The organism is Streptomyces sp. NPDC058092 (genome assembly GCF_042884935.1).
In the GTDB taxonomy this organism is placed as follows: Bacteria; Actinomycetota; Actinomycetes; order Streptomycetales; family Streptomycetaceae; genus Streptomyces.
On sequence record NZ_JBHVSY010000007.1, the window covers coordinates 238501 to 260096 of the forward strand.

23 protein-coding genes and 1 pseudogene are annotated in these 21596 nt (G+C 69.0%); 20 read left to right on the forward strand and 4 right to left on the reverse strand.

All coding sequences use genetic code 11. The annotated features are described in order from the left end of the window. Positions 1-14 precede the first annotated feature (14 nt). Both ACFVV1_RS14555 and ACFVV1_RS14560 read right to left on the reverse strand, forming a co-directional pair. Complete coding sequence (locus ACFVV1_RS14555; protein ID WP_093541287.1) at positions 15-686, reverse strand: response regulator transcription factor; 672 nt, start codon at positions 684-686, stop codon at positions 15-17. Positions 687-695: 9 nt separating this feature from the next. After that, a complete protein-coding gene (locus tag ACFVV1_RS14560) occupies positions 696-1541 on the reverse strand; it encodes a RecB family exonuclease (protein WP_389989612.1) in 846 nt (281 codons plus the stop codon). 171 nt (positions 1542-1712) lie between these two features. On the opposite strand from ACFVV1_RS14560, the gene ACFVV1_RS14565 reads away from it, so the two are divergent. The 3 genes from ACFVV1_RS14565 (at position 1713) to ACFVV1_RS14575 (ending at position 4737) form a co-directional block, all read left to right on the forward strand. Then, the gene (locus ACFVV1_RS14565; RefSeq protein WP_389989614.1) at positions 1713-2963 is read left to right on the forward strand and encodes a site-2 protease family protein; all 1251 of its coding nucleotides are present in this window, start codon (positions 1713-1715) and stop codon (positions 2961-2963) included. 61 nt (positions 2964-3024) lie between these two features. After that, positions 3025-3930 (forward strand): tRNA (adenine-N1)-methyltransferase, encoded by a 906-nt coding sequence (locus ACFVV1_RS14570; RefSeq protein ID WP_093541283.1) that lies wholly within the window; start codon positions 3025-3027, stop codon positions 3928-3930. Between the two features lie 228 nt (positions 3931-4158). Next, positions 4159-4737, forward strand: a complete 579-nt coding sequence (locus ACFVV1_RS14575; protein WP_389989447.1) for a hypothetical protein — start codon at positions 4159-4161, stop codon at positions 4735-4737. Between the two features lie 39 nt (positions 4738-4776). On the opposite strand, the gene ACFVV1_RS14580 is transcribed toward ACFVV1_RS14575, so the two are convergent. Continuing rightward, positions 4777-5088: a ferredoxin gene (locus tag ACFVV1_RS14580; protein ID WP_389989449.1), complete on the reverse strand. Its 312-nt coding sequence runs from the start codon at positions 5086-5088 to the stop codon at positions 4777-4779. A 241-nt stretch (positions 5089-5329) separates the two neighbouring features. Here ACFVV1_RS14580 and arc point away from each other — a divergent pair, with 241 nt between their 5' ends. From arc to prcA, 6 genes and pseudogenes are all read left to right on the forward strand, one after another. Next, on the forward strand, positions 5330-7096 hold the full coding sequence (gene arc / locus ACFVV1_RS14585) for a proteasome ATPase (protein ID WP_389989451.1): 1767 nt from the start codon (positions 5330-5332) through the stop codon (positions 7094-7096). Positions 7097-7330: 234 nt separating this feature from the next. Next, entirely contained in the window at positions 7331-8842 is a 1512-nt protein-coding gene (gene dop, locus ACFVV1_RS14590; protein WP_389989453.1) for a depupylase/deamidase Dop, read from the forward strand. A 120-nt stretch (positions 8843-8962) separates the two neighbouring features. Further along, positions 8963-9181: a ubiquitin-like protein Pup gene (locus ACFVV1_RS14595; protein ID WP_016325855.1), complete on the forward strand. Its 219-nt coding sequence runs from the start codon at positions 8963-8965 to the stop codon at positions 9179-9181. A 99-nt stretch (positions 9182-9280) separates the two neighbouring features. Beyond that, positions 9281-9470 (forward strand): annotated as a pseudogene (locus tag ACFVV1_RS14600) (endonuclease domain-containing protein); the annotation flags it as partial. Then, a complete protein-coding gene (gene prcB, locus ACFVV1_RS14605) occupies positions 9422-10267 on the forward strand; it encodes a proteasome subunit beta (RefSeq protein ID WP_389989455.1) in 846 nt (281 codons plus the stop codon). The pseudogene ACFVV1_RS14600 and the gene prcB, both read left to right, overlap by 49 nt. A gap of 58 nt (positions 10268-10325) precedes the next feature. Further along, on the forward strand, positions 10326-11177 hold the full coding sequence (prcA, locus tag ACFVV1_RS14610; protein WP_389989457.1) for a proteasome subunit alpha: 852 nt from the start codon (positions 10326-10328) through the stop codon (positions 11175-11177). A gap of 45 nt (positions 11178-11222) precedes the next feature. Here prcA and ACFVV1_RS14615 read toward each other — a convergent pair whose 3' ends face one another. Continuing rightward, positions 11223-12269, reverse strand: coding sequence for a LacI family DNA-binding transcriptional regulator (locus ACFVV1_RS14615; RefSeq protein ID WP_389989459.1), 1047 nt, complete (start codon positions 12267-12269; stop codon positions 11223-11225). A 133-nt stretch (positions 12270-12402) separates the two neighbouring features. Here ACFVV1_RS14615 and ACFVV1_RS14620 point away from each other — a divergent pair, with 133 nt between their 5' ends. The 11 genes from ACFVV1_RS14620 (at position 12403) to ACFVV1_RS14670 (ending at position 21577) form a co-directional block, all read left to right on the forward strand. After that, positions 12403-13662, forward strand: coding sequence for an MFS transporter (locus ACFVV1_RS14620; protein WP_389989461.1), 1260 nt, complete (start codon positions 12403-12405; stop codon positions 13660-13662). Between the two features lie 9 nt (positions 13663-13671). Beyond that, the gene (gene pafA / locus ACFVV1_RS14625; protein ID WP_093894153.1) at positions 13672-15033 is read left to right on the forward strand and encodes a Pup--protein ligase; all 1362 of its coding nucleotides are present in this window, start codon (positions 13672-13674) and stop codon (positions 15031-15033) included. A 125-nt stretch (positions 15034-15158) separates the two neighbouring features. After that, positions 15159-16112 carry an FKBP-type peptidyl-prolyl cis-trans isomerase gene (locus tag ACFVV1_RS14630; RefSeq protein WP_389989463.1) on the forward strand — a complete coding sequence of 318 codons (954 nt, stop codon included), beginning with the start codon at positions 15159-15161 and terminating at the stop codon, positions 16110-16112. Between the two features lie 43 nt (positions 16113-16155). Further along, the gene (locus ACFVV1_RS14635) at positions 16156-16530 is read left to right on the forward strand and encodes an FKBP-type peptidyl-prolyl cis-trans isomerase (protein WP_327276141.1); all 375 of its coding nucleotides are present in this window, start codon (positions 16156-16158) and stop codon (positions 16528-16530) included. 114 nt (positions 16531-16644) lie between these two features. Further along, positions 16645-17598, forward strand: a complete 954-nt coding sequence (locus ACFVV1_RS14640; RefSeq protein ID WP_389989465.1) for a helix-turn-helix transcriptional regulator — start codon at positions 16645-16647, stop codon at positions 17596-17598. Between the two features lie 12 nt (positions 17599-17610). Continuing rightward, positions 17611-18567, forward strand: coding sequence for a YafY family protein (locus tag ACFVV1_RS14645; protein WP_266745228.1), 957 nt, complete (start codon positions 17611-17613; stop codon positions 18565-18567). Between the two features lie 17 nt (positions 18568-18584). Beyond that, on the forward strand, positions 18585-18854 hold the full coding sequence (locus ACFVV1_RS14650) for a hypothetical protein (RefSeq protein ID WP_389989467.1): 270 nt from the start codon (positions 18585-18587) through the stop codon (positions 18852-18854). A 35-nt stretch (positions 18855-18889) separates the two neighbouring features. After that, entirely contained in the window at positions 18890-19087 is a 198-nt protein-coding gene (locus tag ACFVV1_RS14655) for a hypothetical protein (protein WP_266362877.1), read from the forward strand. A gap of 260 nt (positions 19088-19347) precedes the next feature. Beyond that, entirely contained in the window at positions 19348-19641 is a 294-nt protein-coding gene (gene tatA, locus ACFVV1_RS14660) for a Sec-independent protein translocase subunit TatA (protein WP_389989470.1), read from the forward strand. A gap of 63 nt (positions 19642-19704) precedes the next feature. After that, positions 19705-20652, forward strand: a complete 948-nt coding sequence (tatC, locus tag ACFVV1_RS14665) for a twin-arginine translocase subunit TatC (protein WP_389989472.1) — start codon at positions 19705-19707, stop codon at positions 20650-20652. Between the two features lie 16 nt (positions 20653-20668). After that, the gene (locus ACFVV1_RS14670; protein WP_389989474.1) at positions 20669-21577 is read left to right on the forward strand and encodes a diacylglycerol kinase; all 909 of its coding nucleotides are present in this window, start codon (positions 20669-20671) and stop codon (positions 21575-21577) included. Positions 21578-21596: the final 19 nt, after the last annotated feature.

Sequence of the window (21596 nt, forward strand, 5' to 3'; positions counted from 1 at the left end):
GGCCGGTCGTCCGCTCACTGGGCGCCGGGGCGCACCAGGCCGCTCTCGTACGCGTACACAGCCGCCTGCACCCGGTCCCGCAGGCCGAGCTTGGTCAGCACATGGCCGACATGCGTCTTGACCGTCGTCTCACTGACGAACAGATCCGCGGCGATCTCCGCATTCGACAGGCCGCGCGCCACCAGTTTCAGCACCTCGACCTCACGGTCCGTCAGCGTGTGCAGGGTGTCGGGCACCGGCTCCTCGCCGGACGGCAGATGGTCCGCGTACTTGTCGAGCAGCCTGCGGGTGATGCTCGGAGCGAGCATCGCCTCGCCCGCCGCGACCACACGGATCGCCTGCACCAGCTCGTTGGCCGGAGCGTCCTTCAACAGGAAGCCGCTGGCACCGGCGCGCAACGCCTCCACCACGTACTCGTCGAGATCGAACGTGGTCAGCACCAGCACCTTCGCCGGACCGTCCCGGCCCGGACCGGTGATCTGACGCGTCGCCTCGACGCCGTCCATCCGCGGCATGCGGATGTCCATCAGCACCACATCGGGCTGCAGCGCCCGCACCTGGTCGAGAGCCTGGAGACCGTCACCGGCCTCGCCCACCACCGCGAGATCCCCCTCCGCCTCCAGAATCATCCGGAAGCCGGTGCGCAGCAGCGGTTGGTCGTCGACCAGTAGGACGCGGATAGCCACAGGGTCTCCTCAAGGTCCTTCCAGGGCCACAGGCCGGGCGGCCTCGGCATGGACCGGATCCATTCTGCCCTGGACATCCTGCTCCGATTCCGCCGGGCGTACGGACAACGGATAAACCGGGGGAGTGCCGCCGAATTCAGGACAGGCCGACTGGTGGTCGCACCAGCCGCAGAGCTTCGTCGGCCGGGGCCGCCACTCGCCCGTCTCGGTCGCCAGCCGGATCGCGTCCCAGAGCGCCAGCAGCTTCCGCTCGACCCGCTCCAGATCCGCCACCACCGGGTCGTACGTCACGATGTCGCCGCTGCCGAGATAGACGAGCTGGAGTCGCCGCGGCACCACACCCTTCAGCCGCCAGATCACCAGGGCGTAGAACTTCATCTGGAAGAGCGCACCCTCCGCGTACTCCGGACGCGGCGCCTTCCCCGTCTTGTAGTCGACGATCCGGACCTCACCCGTGGGCGCCACATCGATCCGGTCGATCACCCCGCGCAACCGCAGCCCCGACTCCAGCTCCGTCTCGACGAACAGTTCCCGCTCGGCGGGCTCCAGCCGTGTCGGATCCTCCAGCGAGAACCACCGCTCCACCAGGCTCTCCGCCTCCGAGAGCCAGCGCGACAGCCGCTCGCCCCCGGCGTCCTCCGCGAACAGCTCCGACAGCTCCGGCTTCGACTCCAGCAGCCGGTCCCACTGGGCGGGGATCAGCGAATTGGCCCGGCCGGCCGTGCGCTCCGCGGCCGGGTTGTCGAAGAGCCGCTCCAGCACCGCGTGCACCAGCGTGCCCCGGGTGGCCGCTTCGCTGGGCTTCTCCGGCAGTTTGTCGATGACCCGGAAGCGGTACAGCAGAGGACACTGCATGAAATCGCTCGCCCGCGACGGCGACAGGGACGAAGGCGGCCGAGGGGGCCGCGGCAGGGACGTCATGTCGAAGACCCTACGGCCCGCCACTGACAGCCGGCGGCATACCATCGACCACACACCCTCGAACACTGCATGATCGTGCCGACCGGCACCGACCGAAGGGACCTCGTGGACGAGAGCGGCGACAGCGGGCGGCCGCAGCCCGGTACGGGGGGAACAGCCCCCGGCACCGGCCCCGACAAGGGCGAGCCGCGGCGCCCCGAAGAGCCCGGAGGCGGCCTTCTCATGGGCCGTCCGTTCGGTGTGCCCGTGTACGTAGCACCCAGTTGGTTCGTCGTGGCCGCACTGATCACCTGGGTCTTCGGCGGCCAGCTCGAACGGGTGCTGCCCGAGCTCGGCGCCGCGCGCTATCTGGTCTCCCTGTTCTTCGCGATCGCCTTCTACGCCTCCGTACTCGTCCACGAACTCGCCCACACGGTCGTCGCACTGCACTACAAGCTGCCGGTGCGCCGCATCCAGCTCCAGTTCTTCGGCGGCGTCTCCGAGATCGAGAAGGAGTCCGAGACCCCCGGCCGCGAATTCCTGCTCGCCTTCGTCGGCCCCCTGCTCTCCCTGGTGCTCGCCGGCCTCTTCTACGCCGGGATGAAGTTCGTCGAACCCGGCACCGTGCCCGGTGTCCTCCTCGCCGGACTGATGATCTCCAACCTTCTGGTGGCCGCCTTCAACCTCCTGCCCGGCCTCCCGCTCGACGGCGGACGGATGCTCCGCGCCGTCGTCTGGAAGATCACCGGCCGGCCGATGAGCGGCACCGTCGCCGCCGCCTGGGTCGGCCGCGCCCTCGCCGTCGTCACCCTCATCGGCCTCCCGCTGCTCACCCACACCGGCTTCTTCGGGAACAACCCCCGGGACCTCAGCGGCATGGACACGGTCACCGACGCGTTGCTCGCCGCCATCCTCGCCGCCATCATCTGGACCGGAGCGGGCAACAGCCTGCGCATGGCCCGGCTGCGCGAACACCTCCCCGAACTGCGCGCCCGCACCCTCACCCGGCGCGCCGTCCCCGTGGGGGCGGACACCCCGCTCTCCGAGGCCCTGCGCCGCGCCAACGACGCGGGCGCCCGCGCCCTCGTCGTCGTCGACGGACACGGCGAACCCACGGGCGTCGTCCGCGAAACGGCCATCGTCTCCATTCCCGAACACCGCCGCCCCTGGGTCGCCGTCAGCGGGCTCGCCCAGGACCTCACGGAGGGCATGAAGATCTCCGCCGAGCTGGCCGGTGAAGCACTCCTGGACCGTCTCAAGGCCAATCCCGCCACCGAGTACCTCGTCCTGGAGGAGACCGGGGAGATCTACGGCGTGCTGTCCACCGCCGATGTCGAACGGGCCTTCGTCGCCGCCCTGGCCAGGCCCGCCGCCTGACCGCCCGGCGTCCGCGCCGCCTCGCGGTCGGAGCCCCGGAAATCACCGGTACGCTGGTCACATGTCTGAACCGACCGGTGCCGCCCGCCGACGCGGGCCCTTCAAGGTCGGGGACCAGGTCCAGCTCACCGATCCCAAGGGACGCCACTACACCTTCACGCTCGAAGCCGGAAAGAACTTCCACACCCACAAGGGTTCTTTCCCGCACGACGAGCTGATCGGTGCCCCCGAGGGCAGTGTTGTCCGAACCACGGGAAACGTCGCCTATCTCGCGCTGCGCCCCCTGCTCCCCGACTACGTCCTGTCCATGCCCCGCGGCGCCGCCGTGGTCTACCCCAAGGACGCGGGGCAGATCCTGGCCTTCGCCGACATCTTCCCCGGCGCCCGCGTCGTGGAAGCCGGCGTCGGCTCCGGCTCGCTCTCCACCTTCCTGCTGCGCGCCATCGGCGACCAGGGCATGCTGCACTCCTACGAGCGCCGCGAGGACTTCGCCGAGATCGCCCAGCAGAACGTGGAACGCTACTTCGGCGAACCGCACCCCGCCTGGCAGCTCACCGTCGGCGACCTCCAGGACAACCTCTCGGACACCGACGTCGACCGTGTCATCCTCGACATGCTCGCCCCCTGGGAGTGCCTGGAGGCCGTCTCCAAGGCGCTCGTGCCCGGTGGCATCCTCTGCGCGTACGTCGCGACCACCACGCAGCTCGCGCGGACCGTCGAGTCGATCCGCGAGATCGGCTGCTTCGCCGAACCGCAGCCCTGGGAATCGATGATCCGCAACTGGCACGTCGAGGGCCTGGCCGTCCGCCCGGACCACCGCATGATCGGCCACACCGGCTTCCTCGTCACCGCCCGCCGCCTGGCCGACGGTGTGGAGGCCCCGCTGCGCCGCCGCCGCCCCGCCAAGGGCGCCTACGGCGAGGACTACGACGGTCCCGGCAGCCAGAGCGGCTCCTCCCGCGGCTGAGCCGCACAACGTACCGGCGCCGCCGCGGAGTTCTCGGACCGACCCGGGAACTCGGCGGCGGCGCCTCCTCGTTGCCTGTACGGACACGCATCCGTGGCCGACCCCACCGTTCCCCTGTTCTGTGAGGTGTGGCACGATGCTGGCCACCCCACGCGCCGCGGACGTCCCGCCGGCGGCACCGCCCACCCAGGCATCCTCGATCCACAGGAACCACAGGAGACATCCCGCGTGCAGACCTCCGAGCTTCCGGACCTCGCGCACACCGACACCACGCCGCTCCACTGGCTCGCCACCGCGACAGCGATGGCCGCTGTCATCGCGGCAGCCGGCATGCTCCAGCCGGACCCCACCGCCTCCGCCTCGACCCCCCACCGGACCACCGCGCAGCACGGCACCGCGCCCGTTGCCGCACCCGATCCGGAGCGGGCGTCCTACCCGCTGGAATGCGGCGGGATGGGGAACACCGTGGCCCAACAGGCGCCCGGCGACCTCGACGGTGACGGCCGTCCCGAGACCGTCGCCGTGGTCCGCTGCGCGGCCGGATCCGGCACCCCGCCCAGCGGCGTCTACGTCCTCACGCAGGGAAGCGGGGCCACACCCCGGATCGTGGCGACCCTGGTGGACCCCGCTCAGCAGATGAGCATCGGAGATTTCGCGGTGCGTGACGGAGCCGTCTCCGCCACGCTGCTCGGCTATTCCTCGGCCGACGTACCCCGCTGCTGTCCCGACGAGCAGGAAAAGGTCACCTGGCGGTGGCAGGGCGGCGCCTTCGTCCGCACCACCCAGGCCGGCCCCGGCAGTGCCTGAGCGGTCACCGCGCGTGCCCGCCCGCCCGGAACCGCCGGATCAGGCGGCCTCGGGACCGTACACCTCGACCCTGTCCGAAACGCGACGTACATGGATACAGTCGCCCGGGCACTCCTTGGCCGAATCCACAACATCTTGAAGCAGCGGAAGCGGTACTGGCGTGGCCGCGCCCTTGTCCTGCAGCAGCTCGTCGTCGCCGCTCTTCACATACGCCAGGCCGTCGATGTCCAGCTCGAACACCTCGGGTGCGTATTGCACGCAGATCCCGTCCCCCGTGCACAGATCCTGGTCGATCCACACCTCCAGGTCCTGAGTGTCGCTGCCGGTGGGAGCGTCCTGCTGCACGGTCATTTCTCCTGCCGTTCCCTGCGTATCCGAACCAAAAGAAGCCAGCCCTGACGGGTGTTGAACGGTTCGACGATACAACCGGCCGCTTTCCGATGTTGAAGGGTGGGTATTCCCCTCTCACGAGGGGGAACGCAAGGGTGAAGATCGGACACGCCCCGCAGTCTTTGTGATCTAGGGGTTTCAATCATCACCCACCCAGGTAGGGTCAGGAAGCGTCCAGCTCCCCTTGGAGGAGGTGAGGACCGTGGCAGCCCACGACGACGACATCAACCGCGGCATCCGGCCCGGGCGGGGGTCCGAAGACCCAGCCGGCCAGGTCGCCTATCTCGAGCAGGAAATCGCCGTCCTGCGACGTAAGCTCGCCGACTCTCCGCGCCATACGAGGATTCTCGAAGAGCGGATCGTCGAGTTGCAGACCAACCTGGCAGGCGTCTCCGCGCAGAACGAGCGGCTCGCCAACACGCTCCGCGAGGCCCGCGACCAGATCGTGGCCCTCAAGGAAGAAGTAGACCGGCTCGCACAGCCGCCGGCCGGTTTCGGCGTGTTCTTGCAGGGCAACGAGGACGGCACCTGCGACATCTTCACCGGAGGCCGGAAACTCCGGGTGAATGTCAGCCCCAGCGTCGAGCTCGACGACCTCCGGCGCGGCCAGGAAGTCATGCTCAATGAAGCGCTCAACGTGGTCGACGCCATGGAATTCGAGCGGGCCGGGGACATCGTCACCCTCAAGGAAATCCTCGAGGACGGCGAGCGCGCCCTGGTCATCGGGCACACCGACGAGGAACGGGTGGTACGGCTCGCGGAGCCGCTGCTGGACGCCACCATCCGCCCCGGCGACGCCCTGTTGCTCGAACCCAGGTCCGGCTACGTCTACGAAGTGGTCCCCAAGAGCGAGGTCGAAGAGCTCGTCCTCGAAGAGGTACCGGACATCGACTACGACAAGATCGGCGGCCTGGGCGACCAGATCGAGCTGATCCGGGACGCGGTCGAGCTCCCCTACCTCCACCCCGACCTCTTCAAGGAGCACGAACTGCGGCCGCCGAAGGGCATCCTGCTCTACGGGCCGCCCGGCTGCGGCAAGACACTCATCGCCAAGGCAGTGGCCAACTCCCTTGCCAAGAAGGTCGCCGAAGTCACCGGCCAGCCCGCGGGCAAGAGCTACTTCCTCAACATCAAGGGCCCTGAACTCCTCAACAAGTACGTCGGCGAGACGGAGCGGCACATCCGCCTCGTCTTCCAGCGCGCCCGCGAGAAGGCGAGCGAGGGCACCCCCGTCATCGTCTTCTTCGACGAGATGGAGTCCCTCTTCCGCACCCGGGGATCCGGCGTCAGCTCGGACGTGGAGAACACCATCGTTCCCCAGCTGCTCGCCGAGATCGACGGCGTCGAGGGCCTGGAGAACGTCATCGTCATCGGCGCCTCCAACCGCGAGGACATGATCGACCCCGCGATCCTGCGCCCCGGCCGCCTCGATGTGAAGATCAAGATCGAGCGCCCCGACGCGGAGGCCGCGAAGGACATCTTCGCGAAGTACCTCACGCCTTCGCTGCCCCTGCACGCGGACGACCTCGCGGAGCACACCGGCTCCAAGGAAGCTGCCACGCACGCGATGATCCAGTCCGTCGTCGAGCGGATGTACACCGAGTCCGAGGAGAACCGCTTCCTCGAGGTCACGTACGCCAACGGCGACAAGGAAGTCCTCTACTTCAAGGACTTCAATTCCGGCGCGATGATCCAGAACATCGTCGACCGGGCCAAGAAGATGGCCATCAAGGACTTCCTCAACCAGGGCCATAAGGGCCTTCGCGTCTCCCATCTCCTCCAGGCATGCGTGGACGAGTTCAAGGAGAACGAGGACCTGCCGAACACCACGAACCCGGACGACTGGGCCCGCATCTCCGGCAAGAAGGGCGAGCGGATCGTCTACATCCGCACGCTCGTCACCGGAAAGCAGGGCGCGGACACCGGTCGCTCCATCGACACGGTGGCGAATACCGGACAGTACCTGTAGAACGCGGACCGGCTGCGGATGCCCGGCCGGGCATCCGCAGCCGGTCGCTTTCCGGACAGCTCGCACGACACCGCAGCAATGACGTAATTGATCTCCCCACCAGCACAGAGGCGCTCTAGGCTCTTGCGTACCGCCCGGTCGCGCAGTGCGTGGACGGGCAGCGCACGCGCACCGACAAGCAGCGGTACTTGAGCGCCGCCCCTCAAGGGAGCGCCGCCGGGCAAGGAGGGCCGCATGACCGTACGGCGAGTAATGGGCATCGAGACGGAGTACGGGATCTCCGTCCCCGGCCACCCCAACGCCAATGCCATGCTCACCTCGTCCCAGATCGTCAACGCCTACGCGGCGGCGATGCACCGGGCGCGCCGCGCCCGCTGGGACTTCGAGGAGGAGAACCCGCTGCGGGACGCGCGAGGGTTTGACCTCGCCCGCGAGACCGCGGACTCCAGCCAGCTCACCGACGAGGACATCGGCCTCGCCAACGTCATCCTTACCAACGGGGCCCGCCTCTACGTCGACCACGCGCACCCCGAATACAGCTCCCCGGAGGTCACCAATCCGCGGGACGCGGTCCTCTGGGACAAGGCCGGCGAGCGCATCATGGCCGAAGCGGCCGAGCGCGCGGCCCAGCTGCCCGGCGCCCAGCCGATCCACCTCTACAAGAACAACACCGACAACAAGGGCGCTTCGTACGGCACGCACGAGAACTACCTGATGAAGCGGGAAACCCCCTTCTCCGACATCGTGCGCCATCTGACCCCGTTCTTCGTCTCCCGCCAGGTGGTCACCGGCGCGGGACGCGTGGGAATCGGCCAGGACGGCCACGAGCACGGCTTCCAGATCAGTCAGCGCGCCGACTACTTCGAGGTCGAGGTCGGCCTGGAGACCACCCTCAAGCGCCCCATCATCAACACCCGCGACGAACCGCACTCCGACGCGGAGAAGTACCGCCGGCTCCATGTGATCATCGGCGACGCGAACCTCTCGGAGATCTCCACCTACCTCAAGCTCGGCACCACCGCCCTGGTCCTCTCCATGATCGAGGACGGCTTCATCAATGTCGATCTCGCGGTCGACCAGCCGGTGCGCACGCTGCACCACGTCTCCCACGACCCGACGCTGAAGCACCTGATCACGCTGCGCAGCGGCCGTACGCTCACCGCGGTACAGCTTCAGATGGAGTACTTCGAGCTGGGCCGCAAGTACGTCGAGGAGCGGTACGGGGCGGACGCCGACGAGCAGACCAAGGACGTCCTGGTCCGTTGGGAGGACACCCTCAACCGGCTGGAGAACGATCCGATGAGCCTGTCCGGCGAGCTCGACTGGATCGCCAAGCGGGAACTCATGGAGGGCTACCGCCGTCGTGACAGTCTCGACTGGGACGCGGCGCGGCTGCACCTGGTGGATCTCCAGTACGCCGACGTGAGGGCCGAGAAGGGCCTGTACAACCGCCTGGCGGCCCGCGGCAAGATGAAGCGCCTGCTGGACGACGGTGACGTCGAGAAGGCCCGTACGGGGCCTCCGGAGGACACCAGGGCCTACTTCCGCGGCCGCTGCCTGGAGCAGTACGCCGACGACGTGGCCGCGGCCTCCTGGGACTCGGTCATCTTCGATCTGCCGGGCCATGACTCGCTGCAGCGGGTGCCCACCCTGGAACCGCTCCGGGGCACCCGTAATCACGTCAAGGAGCTCCTGGACCGCTGCCGCACGGCGGAAGAACTGGTCCAGGTGCTGTCGGGCGGCTGAAAGGGCCGCGATCGGGGAATCATCGGGATGACCCCCGGAAGTCTGGACAAGTACCGGGCCAATGTCGGACCCCGTGGGTAGGGTTTGATCAAGTGCTTCGAACCGAGCGGGGTGAGCTATATGGCGACCAAGGACACCGGCGGCGGACAGCAGAAGGCGACGCGCTCCACGGAGGAGGTCGAGGAGCAGGCGCAGGACGCGCAGGCGTCCGAGGACCTCAAGGAGCGCCAGGAGAAGCTGAGCGACGATGTCGACTCGGTTCTGGACGAGATCGATGACGTACTCGAAGAGAACGCGGAAGACTTCGTGAGGTCATTTGTCCAAAAGGGTGGACAGTAGTTCACAGATGTGGACGCGGGGGAGCGGAGAGGCGTGCGCGGTGCGGGCGAAGTCGGCCCGTGCCGCGCGGGCACAAGCGGCACCGCGTGCGGTGCGGCCGCCCCCGCAGTTCATGTGGATCACTGCCACGGGCCGGGTAGGGTCCGTGGCGTAACCGCATCAACTGCAAGTCGGCCATCGGCACGTTGGGAGACGATCCCGACACCTCGCGCAGGCCGTCGCATACCTGGAGGGAAACGCGTGGAAGCCAACACTCGTAGCACCGGGCGTCTACCAGCTGCCTTCCTGACGCCGGGATCCTCTTCGTTCATGGATTTCCTGTCCGACCATTCTCCCCAGCTGCTCCCGGGCAACCGGAACCTGCCGCCCCTGCAGGGGGCCATCGAGGCGCCGCACGGGACGACCATCGTCGCGGCGACGTTCCCCGGCGGTGTGGTCCTGGCCGGCGACCGGCGGGCGACCATGGGCAACATGATCGCGCAGCGCGACATCGAGAAGGTCTTCCCGGCCGACGAGTATTCGGCGGTGGGCATTGCCGGTACGGCCGGACTGGCCGTGGAGATGGTCAAGCTCTTCCAGCTGGAGCTGGAGCACTTCGAGAAGGTCGAGGGCGCCCAGCTCTCCCTGGAGGGCAAGGCGAACCGGCTCTCCACGATGATCCGCAGCAATCTGGCGATGGCCATGCAGGGCCTCGCCGTCGTGCCGCTCTTCGCCGGCTTCGACATCGACCGCGGGAAGGGCCGGATCTTCTCGTACGACGTCACCGGCGGCCGTTCCGAGGAGGTCGGCTACGCGGCCACCGGCTCCGGGTCGATCTTCGCCCGTGGGTCGATGAAGAAGCTCTACCGCGAAGATCTGACGGAGCCGCAGGCCCTCACCCTGGTCGTCCAGGCGCTGTACGACGCCGCGGACGACGATTCGGCGACCGGCGGTCCCGATGTGGCCCGGCGGATCTATCCGATCGTCACCGTCATCACCGACGAGGGCTTCCGGAAGCTGAACGAGACGGAATCCTCCGAGATCGCCCGCTCGATTCTGGAACGCCGGTTGGAACAGCCCGACGGCCCGCGCGCCGCGCTGCTCTGACCGTCGCTCCGCTGCTTCTTCGATGCTCTTGTCACTGACAGAAAGGGACGGATAACCGGTGTCGACGCCGTTCTATGTCTCACCTCAGCAGGCCATGGCCGACCGGGCGGAATACGCCCGGAAGGGCATCGCCCGTGGTCGCAGCCTGGTTGTGCTGCAGTACGCCGACGGCATTGTGTTCGTCGGCGAGAACCCGTCCCGCGCGCTGCACAAGTTCAGCGAGATCTATGACCGGATCGGTTTCGCCGCCGCCGGCAAGTACAACGAGTACGAGAATCTCCGCATCGGCGGGGTGCGCTACGCCGATCTGCGCGGATACACCTACGACCGTGACGATGTGACGGCCCGTGGGCTGGCCAACGTCTATGCGCAGACGCTGGGCACCATCTTCTCCAGTGCGGCCGAGAAGCCGTACGAGGTGGAGCTGGTGGTCGCCGAGGTGGGCGCCGAGCCGGAGGGTGACCAGATCTACCGGCTGCCGCACGACGGCTCGATCGTCGACGAGCACGGCTCGGTCGCCGTCGGCGGGAACGCCGAGCAGATCAGCACGTTCCTGGACCAGCGGCACCGTGACGGGATGACGCTCGCCGAGGCGCTCAAGCTGGCCGTGCAGGCGCTGTCCCGCGATCCCAACGGCAGCGAGCGGGAGATCCCCGCGGAGCGGCTGGAGGTCGCGGTCCTGGACCGTACGAGGCCGCAGCAGCGGAAGTTCAAGCGGATCGTCGGCCGGCAGCTGGCGCGGCTGCTGGAGGCGGACGGCGGCGCCGCTCCGACGGACGCCCCCTCCGACATCGAGGACGGCGAGGAATCCGGGTCTCCCGCGAGCACGACGGATGTCACCAAGCCCACCAAGCCCACCAAGTCCACCAAGCCCACCAAGTCCACCGATTCCGGTGGGGACGTGGAGTAGTCCTCCGGTGCCCCGGTCCGCCCCTCCCGGCGGGCCGGGGCACCGTCATGTCCGCGGGCCGTCCGCGGGCGGGGGCGCCGAGGAGCCGCGTGCCACCAGTCGCACGGGCAGGCTGCCGGGCTCGGCCGGGCGGCCGTCCAGGACCGCCAGCAGGGCGGCCATGCCGCGTTCGCCGACCTGCTCGGCGGGCAGCTGGACGGTGGTGAGCTCCGGCTCGACGGCCGTGGCCAGGGCCAGATCGTCGAAACCGGTGATGGAGAGGTCGTCGGGGACACGGAGCCCGAGTCTGCGGGCGGCCTTGCAGGCGCCCGCGGCGAGGATGTCGTCGTCGCAGACGAGGGCGGTGGGCCGGGGGCCGGGGGCGGCGAGCGCCCGCTCCGTGGCCTCGCGGCCCGCGGGGACGTCGAGCATCGCCGCGACGGTCCGTACGGAGGTGCCGGGCACCGCCTTCAGCGCGTCGTGCAGGGCCCGGGCGCGGGCGGCGAAGGTCCAGGAGTCGACCGCCGACGCGAGGTGGACGAAGCGGCGGTGGCCGAGCGCGAGCAGATGGTCCGCGATCTGCCGCATGCCGTCGGCGATGTCGAGGTTGACGTGGGCCGCGACACCGGTGTCCGCCGGGTCGCTGTCGAGCATGATCAACGGCAGACCGGCGCCGCGCAGCGCGTCGAGGGCTCCGGCGGCCATGGACGAGGCGATCACCCCGTCGAGCGAGGCGCGCGCCGAGGCGAACGGGTCCCTGGCCGGGCCGATGCCCTCGGGCGACGGGTAGAGGACGACCCCGAAGCCGTGCTCGGCGGCGACCGCGGCGGCGCCGGTGTAGACGCGCGCGAAGAACTCGCTGGTGAGCGCGGGGACGACGAGAAGCGCGGTCCTGGTGCGGCCGAGGCGGAGGCTGCGGGCGGCGAGGTTGGGCTGGTAGCCGAGGCCGCGGGCGGCGTGCCGTACGCGTTCGGCGGTGGCCTCGGAGACCCGGCCGCGCCATTTGTCGCCGAGCACGAGGGAGACGGTGGCCTGCGAGACCCCGGCGGCCCGCGCGACATCGCGGCTGGTGGGCCGGGGCGGGGCGGGACGCGACTGCGGTGCGCTGGTCACTCGGGGCCTCCGGGCCGGACGGGGGCAGGCGCCGTGAGGTGGACCTGCGGACTGGGCACATGGTACGTATGAACCTCGACGTTATACGTAAAACTTCAGGTGCCGGAGAGTGCCCGAAGGAGAGGGGCGGGACATGGCCGCGGGATATCTGGACATCCTCCGGGCGCGGCACGCCGCCCGCTTGCTGACGGGGACCCTGGTGGGGCGGCTGCCGAGCGGCACCGCCCACATCGCGATCGTGCTGTTCACCCGGGCCGAGGGCGGCAGCTACACCCTCGCCGGCGCGCTCACGGCCGTGTACGGGCTGTCCACCGCGGTCGGGCAGCCGCTGCTGGGCCGCGCCGTGGACCTGTACGGCCAGCCACGCGTCCAGCTCCCGGCCGCCGTGGTGTCGGCGCTGGGCATGGCCCTGCTGGCCCTGGTGGGCCTGGGGTCGCTGCCGCTGGCCTACGGCGCGGTGATGGTGGCCGGAGTCTTCACCCCGCCGCTGGAAGGCGGTCTGCGGGCCCTGTGGCCGAGCGTCCTGGGCGGTGAGGACCGGGTGCACCGGGCGTACGCGATGGACGCTGTCGCGCAGGAGGTCATGTTCACCGTGGGCCCGCTGCTGGTGACGCTGCTCGTCTCCCTCTGGTCGCCCGCCGCCGCCCTGCTGGTCATCAACACGATAGGGGTTCTGGGGGCGCTCTCCGTCGTCCTCTCGGAGCCGTCCCGCGCCTGGCGTTCGGCGCCCCGGGAGGCGCACTGGCTGGGCGCGCTGCGTTCGCCGGGGCTGCTGGCGCTGCTCGGTTCGTTCTTCTTCGTCGGGCTCGCGCTCGGTTCCATCACGGTGGCCGGGGTGGCGTACGCCGACGACCACGGCCGGGAGTCGGTGTACGGCTGGCTGATGGCCGCGCTCGGGCTGGGTGCGCTGGTCGGCGGTGCGGTGTACGGGGCGCGGCAGTGGGCCGGGGCTCCGGAGCGCCGGCTGCGGGTCATCGTCGCACTGCTGGCGCTCGGCTACCTGCCGTTGATGCTGACCCCGGGAGTGGTCGCCATGACCGCTCTGGCGGCAGTGGCCGGAGTTTTTCTGGCGCCCGCGATCGCCTGCTCGTTCATCGTGGTCGACCGGCATGCCCCGCGGGGCACGGTGACGGAGGCGTTCTCCTGGCTCGTGACGACGTTCGGGGTGGGCGCGGCGGCGGGAACGGCCGCGGCGGGCCCGGCCGTCGAACTGGGCGGCACGACGTGGAGCTTCGCCGTCGCGGGGGCCGGTGGGGTGGCGGCGCTGCTGGTTCTGCTGGCCACGGGAAGGGTCCTCGCAGTTCCCGGGCGTGGGGCAGTTGCTGTACAGGGATCGGAAAATGATCGAAACGGTGCTGTCGAACCCGGTTTCAGCTCAGGCCATCAGGCGTAATGTTCAGTCATGGACCGCCGCATTTTCGGGCTGGAGAACGAGTACGGCGTCACGTGCACGTTCAGGGGACAGCGCCGACTGTCTCCTGATGAAGTGGCGCGCTACCTCTTCCGCCGTGTTGTGTCATGGGGCCGCAGCAGCAATGTCTTTCTGCGGAACGGCGCCCGCCTCTACCTCGACGTGGGATCGCATCCGGAATATGCAACCCCCGAATGCGACAACCTGACCGAGCTGGTCACCCACGACAAGGCCGGCGAGCGCATTCTCGAAGGTCTGCTCGTCGACGCCGAACGCCGCCTGCACGAGGAGGGAATCGCGGGCGACGTCTATCTCTTCAAGAACAACACCGACTCGGCGGGAAACTCCTACGGGTGTCATGAGAACTATCTCGTGGCGCGGCACGGAGAATTCTCCCGGCTCGCGGACATCCTCATTCCCTTCCTCGTCACGAGGCAGCTGATCTGCGGTGCGGGCAAGGTGCTGCAGACCCCGCGGGGCGCCGTCTACTGCGTCAGCCAGCGTGCCGAGCACATCTGGGAGGGCGTCAGCTCCGCGACGACCCGCTCCCGCCCGATCATCAACACGCGTGACGAACCGCACGCGGACGCGGAGCGGTACCGCCGCCTCCACGTCATCGTCGGTGACTCCAACATGTCCGAGACGACGATGCTGCTCAAGGTCGGCGCCACCGATCTGGTGCTCCGCATGATCGAGGCGGGCACCGTGATGCGGGATCTGACGCTGGAGAACCCGATCCGGGCGATCCGCGAGGTCAGCCACGACACCACGGGGCAGCGCAAGGTGCGCCTGGCCAGCGGCCGTGAGGCATCCGCCATCGAGGTGCAGCGCGAGTACTACGAGAAGGCCGTCGACTTCGTCGACCGCCGCGGCATCCGCACCGGAACGGTCGCCCAGGTCCTGGAGCTGTGGGGCCGTACGCTCGACGCGGTCGAGGCCGAGGACCTCGACCGGATCGAGACCGAGATCGACTGGGTGATGAAGTACAAGCTCATCGAGCGGTACCGCGCCAAGCACAACATGACGATGTCGCATCCGCGGGTCGCCCAGATAGACCTCGCGTACCACGACATCCACCGCCGTCGCGGCCTGTACTACCTGCTGGAGCGCAAGGGGCAGGCCGCCCGTGTCTGCAACGACCTGAAGATCTTCGAGGGCAAGTCCGTGCCCCCGCAGACGACCAGGGCGCGGCTGCGCGGGGACTTCATCCGCAGGGCCCAGGAGCAGCGGCGGGACTTCACCGTCGACTGGGTCCATCTCAAGCTCAACGACCAGGCGCAGCGCACAGTGTTGTGCAAGGACCCGTTCCGTTCGGTGGACGACCGGGTGGAGAAGCTGATCGCGGGTATGTGAGCCGGCGACAGGAATTCCCGGACTCCGACGCGACGCGGGCCCCGTACGTTCCTCGTACGGGGCCCTGCGTACGCCCTAGAGTGTCGGGGACTCAAGCAAACTGCCGTCTGAGATCTGAGGAACCAGTGCGCCGACTTGCCGGCCTTCTTGTCGTCCCCCTGTTGCTGCTGACAGCAGCCTGCGGTAACGAAAAGGGCTCCGCTTCCGCTTCCGTTTCCCCTTCCGCCGCGTCCAAGGACGGGTTCCCCGCAATCACCGCGGGCGCGAAGTTCGGCGAGAAGCCCACCCTGGCCAAGGGGACCGGGAACCCGCCCAAGGAGCTGAAGACCAGGGTCATCAGCGAGGGTGACGGCGCCACGCTCAAGAACGGCGACGCGATCCAGGTCAACTACCTCGGCCAGGCCTGGGACTCCGACAAGCCGTTCGACAACAGCTTCGACCGCAAGCAGCCGTTCGATCTGACCCTCGGCGCCGGCATGGTGATCCAGGGCTGGGACAAGGGCCTCGCCGGTCAGAAGGTCGGCAGCCGGGTCCAGCTGGTCATTCCGCCGGAGCTCGGTTACGGAGCGCAGGGCCAGGGTGACATCAAGCCGAACGCCACGCTCGTCTTCGTCGTCGATGTTCTGAAGGCGACGCAGATCCCGGCGTCCGCCAAGGGCACCGAGGTCGCCCAGGACAACGTCGACCTGCCGAAGGTCGGCACCAACACGGACGGCAAGGCTCCCAAGGTCACGATCCCGACCAAGATCGACCCGCCGAAGAAGCTCGTCTCCAATTACATCCTGGAGTCCAAGGGCGACGTCGTGAAGGACACCGACAGCGTCGTCGTGAACTACGTGGGTCTGCTGTGGAAGGACGGCAAGACGTTCGACAGCACCTACAGCGCGGGCAAGACGCAGACCTTCCCCCTCGCCCAGGTCACCCTGAAGGGGCTCAAGAACGGTCTGGTCGGCAAGAAGATCGGCAGCCGCGTGCTTCTCGTCATCCCGCCGGACCAGGGGTTCGGCGACAAGGCGCAGCAGACGATTCCGGCGAAGTCCACGCTGGTCTTCGCCGTGGACATCCTGGCGAAGATGTAAGACTGTCCCGGTTGCCCAGTTCATCAGTAAGAGGAGCAAGTCAGTGAGCATCGAGAAGCCCGAGATCGACTTCCCGGGTGGCGAGCCGCCGGCCGACCTGGAGATCAAGGACATCTGGGAAGGCGACGGCGCGGTGGCCGAGGCGGGCGCCACCGTCTCCGTCCACTACGTGGGCGTGGCCTTCTCCACCGGCGAGGAGTTCGACGCCTCCTGGAACCGCGGCACCCCGCTGCAGTTCCAGCTCGGTGCCGGGCAGGTCATCTCCGGCTGGGACCAGGGCGTGCAGGGCATGAAGGTCGGCGGCCGTCGCCAGCTGACCATCCCCGCGCACCTCGCGTACGGCGACCGCGGCGCCGGCGGCGGCCGTATCGCCCCCGGCGAGACCCTGATCTTCGTCTGCGACCTGGTCGCCGTCTGATCCGCACCCGTGCGCTACGAGGGCCCGTGCCTGGCAGGCACGGGCCCTCGCTTTTGTCCGGACACCGCGGAGCGGTACGGTCGACGGTCGTAGAGCAAAACAGAAAGGGCGTCGATGGCGATTGCCAAGGCCGAGCGGCTGATGAACCTGGCTCTGTGTCTGCTGGGGACCCGGCGCCCGCTGAGCAAGCGCGAGCTGCGCGGCTCCATCGAGGCCTATCTGGAGGCCGGTTCCGACGACGCCTTCAACCGGATGTTCGAGCGCGACAAGGACGATCTGCGCGAGCTCGGTCTGGTCATCGAGACCGTGGAGAACCTGGACGGCGACACGGGATATCTCGCCCGCCGCGACAGCAACCGGCTGCCCCCGATCACACTGGACGCCGAGGAGGCCGCCGCCCTGGGGCTGGCCGCCAAGGTCTGGCAGCAGGCGCGGCTGGCCGGTGCCGCCAGCGGCGCGCTGCAGAAGCTGCGGGCCGCCGGCATGCCGGAGGCCGAGGACGCGTACGAGGTGCACAGCGCCCTCGAACCCCGCATCCCCGTTCATGAGGCCGCGTTCGAGCCGTTGATGCTGGCGTGCCGGGACCGCCGTCCGGTGACCTTCGACTACCGCAAGGCCAACGCCGCCCGGCCCGAGCAGCGCCAGGTCGAGCCGTGGACGCTGGAATGCTGGCGCGGCCACTGGTATCTGGCCGGCTGGGACCGGGACCGCGGCGCCGAGCGGGTGTTCCGGCTCTCCCGGATCACCGGCCGGGTCCGCTCCCGGGCCGGGGCGTTCACCGCCGAGGTGCCCGACGTCGTGACCGTCCGCGAGACCGTCGAGAGCTGGGCGGGGGAGACGGCGACCCGGACCGCACTCATCAGGCTGCGGACCGGGTCCGGATACCCGCTGCGCTCGCGCGCCACATCGGTCCGGGAACTCGGGAACGGGTGGGACGAGTTGGAGATTCCGTACGGACACGGTCTGGATGCCTGGCTCGTCGAGTTCGGTCCGGACGTCGTCGTACAGGAACCCGCCGACCTGCGGGCCGATGTGGTGGACCGGCTGCGCGCCGTGGCCAAGGACTGAGGGGACCCATTCATGGCCACGAACGCGATCGACCAGACCCGCCGGATGCTCTCTCTGGTGACGTATCTGCGTGAGCGCCCCGGTGCCCACGTCCAGGACGTCGCCCGCGCCTTCGGGATCACCGAGGACGAGCTGATCTCCGACCTCGACGTGCTGCCCATGTGCGGTACGAGCTTCCGCGGCGGCGATCTGCTGGACATCGACACCGACGGCGACCGCATCTGGTGGCACAACCCGGACGATGTCGCGGAACCGCTGCGGCTCGCGGCCGACGAGGCGACCGCGCTCCTGGTCGCCGCCCGCGCCGTGGCCACGCTGCCGGGGCTGCGCGAGAGCGACCGGCAGGCGCTGCTGCGGGCCACCGCGAAGCTGGAGACGGCGGCCGGTGAGGTGGGAGCGGCGAGCTCGCGGCTCTCGGTCACCTTCGAGTCCGAGGGCGGTGTCTTCGCCGATGTCGACCGGGCGATCTCCGAGCGGCGCCGGCTCTGGCTGCGCTACTACTCGCCCGCGCGCGACGAACTGACCGAGCGCGAGGTGGACCCGATCCGGCTGTTCGCCGTCGGGCACACGTACATGGAGGCCTGGTGCCGGTCCTCCGAGGACCGGCGTACGTTCCGGCTCGACCGGGTCGCCGAGATCCGGCTGCTGGACGAGCCGGCCGCGCCGCCCGAGCTGGAACTGCGAGATCTGTCCGAAGGGCTCGTCCAACCGGCGGCCGAGGACCCGGAGGTCGTGGTCGAGGTGGGGCCCGGCGGCCGGTGGGTCGCCGAGTACTACCCGCACGACAGCGCCGAGGAGCTGCCCGACGGCGGACTGCGGATCACCCTGCGCACCCCCGATCCGGCCTCGCTGCGCAGGCTTGCGCTGCGGCTCGGAGGGGAAGGCCGTATCGTCTCCCCACCGGAACTGGCGCGGAGCGCACAGCAGGCGGCCCGTGCGGCGCTCGCTGCCTACGACGGCCCGGCCTGAGCGGAGACCTGAGAGATATGAGCAACATGTCCGTGGTGTCGGGTGTTTCGACCGTGGTGGTGCCCGAGTCCGTACGGTTCAGGGCCGCCTGTCCGGACTGCCGCGAGCGGTTCGAGCTGGCGGCCGGCGCCATCCGGCTCGCCGTGGGCGCCAGCCGCCGGACGACGTTCTACTCCTTCACCTGCCCCGAGTGCGGCGCGGCCGTCCGTAAACCCGCCGGGGAGCGGATAGTTGAGCTCCTCACCGGTGGCGGGGTGCGGACGCTGCGCCTCCACACCAGCCTTTAGAACTCCGGACACTTAGACACATCGAGGCTCTGCGCATGTTCTGGCCCATGCTCGCCATCGCCCTGGGGTTCCTCGGGATCGCCGTCCTGGGCGCGCTGGCCGTCAAGGTCTTCATCGAGGCCCAGCGCCTGGGGCGTCAGGTGACGCGGACGACCCAGCGCATCAACCGGGCGGCGGAGGACCTGGAGCGGGCCGCGACGGATCTTGCTGCCACCGGTGAAGCGTTGCGTTAGATGTACCGCCCCACGATCGTGTGAGTCTGTGAGCAGGGCCGATCGATCGGGGGGAGGCGCGGCCTCCAGTTTCCCGGGTTCGGGGGGTACGCTGCTCAAGCGGCCCTGAGAGCGAGGCATGGGCCGTAATCGCAAGGACGCATGGGTATTGCCCTGCGTTTACTCCTGCGGGATACGATCGCTGACAGTACGACGATCGGACGTCCGTCCGACGTTCGATCCGCCCCACCCCTGCTGCCTCGGTGAGAAGGTACACGCATATGTTCGGAAGGCTCGGCGCTCCCGAGATCATCCTGATCCTCGTCGTCATTGTTCTGCTGTTCGGCGCGAAGAAGCTTCCTGACATGGCTCGCTCGCTCGGCAAGTCGGCCCGCATCCTCAAGAGCGAGGCCAAGGCCATGAAGTCCGAGGGCGGCCCGTCGGCCACCCCGGCCGAACCGGCGAACGACACCGCCGCCCAGGACCAGGCCGCCCCGCGCACCATCAAGGCCGCGCCCGGTGACGTGACGAGTGCGCGTCCGGTCGCCGAGCCGACCGACTCGACCAAGCGCTGACAAACCGGGCCGACGCAGGCACCCTGATCGGTGACGGCCTGCTGTACGAGATGAGGACGTGGGTTGCTCAAGTCTGCCCGCAAGCAGGAGACGGACCCAGAGGGCCGCATGCCCCTGGTGGAGCACCTGCGTGAGCTGCGTAACCGGCTGGCGAAGGCGTTGCTCGGGATCGTCATCGTCACGATCGTGGCCGCGTTCTTCTACAGGGAGATCATCGAGTTCTTCACCGACCCCGTACTGAAGTCCGTCGGTTGCGACGTCAGCTTCGCCGATCTCGCCAAGAAGGAACATACGTGTGCGCGTATCGTCCTCAACGGTCTGCTCACCCCGTTCACCCTCGCACTCAAGGTCTCCTTGATGGCAGGCATCGTCCTTGCCTCGCCGGTCTGGCTCTACCAGCTGTGGGCCTTTGTCGCCCCGGGGCTGCACAAGCACGAGAAGAAGTACTCGCTCGCCTTCGTCGGTGCGGGCTTCCCGCTCTTCCTCGCCGGCGGTTTCTTCGCCTACAAGACCCTGCCCACGATGGCGCGGGTGCTCCTGGACTTCTCGCCGGGCGGCGTCGACAACCAGCTGCCGCTGGACGAACTGCTCGATCTGATCACACGCATGGTGGTGGTCTTCGGGCTCTCCTTCGAGCTGCCCCTGCTGCTCGTCATGCTGAACTTCGGCGGGATCATCACCGGCAAGCGGATGCTCGGCTGGTGGCGGGGCATGATCATGGGCATCACGGTCTTCGCCGCGCTGGCCACTCCCAGTACCGACCCGCTGACGATGCTGGCGCTCGCCGGACCGATCTGGGTGCTCTACTTCGTGGCCACGGCGATCTCGCTCCTCAACGACCGCCGCAAGGCGCAGCTCGCGGCGGCGGGACCCGCCGACGACGAGGCGTCGGAGCTGGACCTCGCCCCCGAGGCCATCGATGAGATCGAACCGGTCTCGTCCAGCCGGTCGCTGCCCACTCAGGCGAGCTCGGACCGTGACCGGGTCGACGGTTACGACGACATCACCTGACCTGTAGGGTCCCCGGGTGACCAGCGAGATCACCCTTTTCGTCAATCCCACCGCAGGACGCGGCCGGGGCGCGCGCGCCGCGCAGCCGGCCGCTTCCGCGTTGCGGGACGCCGGATTCTCCGTGCGTACGGTTCTCGGCTCGGACGCCGACGACGCCCTGCGGCGGGCACGGGAGGCCGTCGCGGGCGGCACCGGTGCGCTGATAGCGGTGGGCGGGGACGGCATGATGTCCCTCGCCCTGCAGGCCGTGGCCGGAACGACGACCCCGCTCGGGGTCGTCGCCGTGGGCACCGGGAACGACTTCGCCCGCGCGCTCGGGGTGCCGATACGGGATCCGGCCGCGGCCGGACGGCTCGCCGCCGGGGCGCTCAAGGGCGGGGCGGTCCGCGAGATCGACCTCGGGCGGGTCGGCGAGCGGTGGTTCGGGTCCGTGCTCGCCTCCGGCTTCGACTCCCGGGTCAACGACCGCGGCAACCGGATGCGCTGGGTCGGCGGACGGTTCAAGTACGACCTCGCGATCCTCGCCGAACTCGCCGCGTTCAAACCGATCCCGTACCGCATCAGGCTGGACGGCGGCCCTGTCCGGGAGATCGAGGCGACGCTCATCGCCGTCGGCAACGGATCGACGTACGGCGGAGGCATGCGGATCTGCGCGGACGCCGTCATGGACGACGGGCTGTTCGACGTGACCGTCGTCGGGGACTGCAGCCGCACCACACTCCTCAAGGTCTTTCCCCGCGTCTACAAGGGAACGCACCTCGGCCACGCCAAGGTCACCTCGCACCGGGTCTCCTCGATCGAGCTGGCCGCGGCCGGTGTCACGGCGTATGCGGACGGTGAACAACTCGGGGCACTGCCGCTCACCGCCACCTGCGTACCGGGCGCGGTGAGGGTGCTCGCACCGGGTTCTCCCAGCGGTATTTAAAGATCGCGTCACTGTCAGA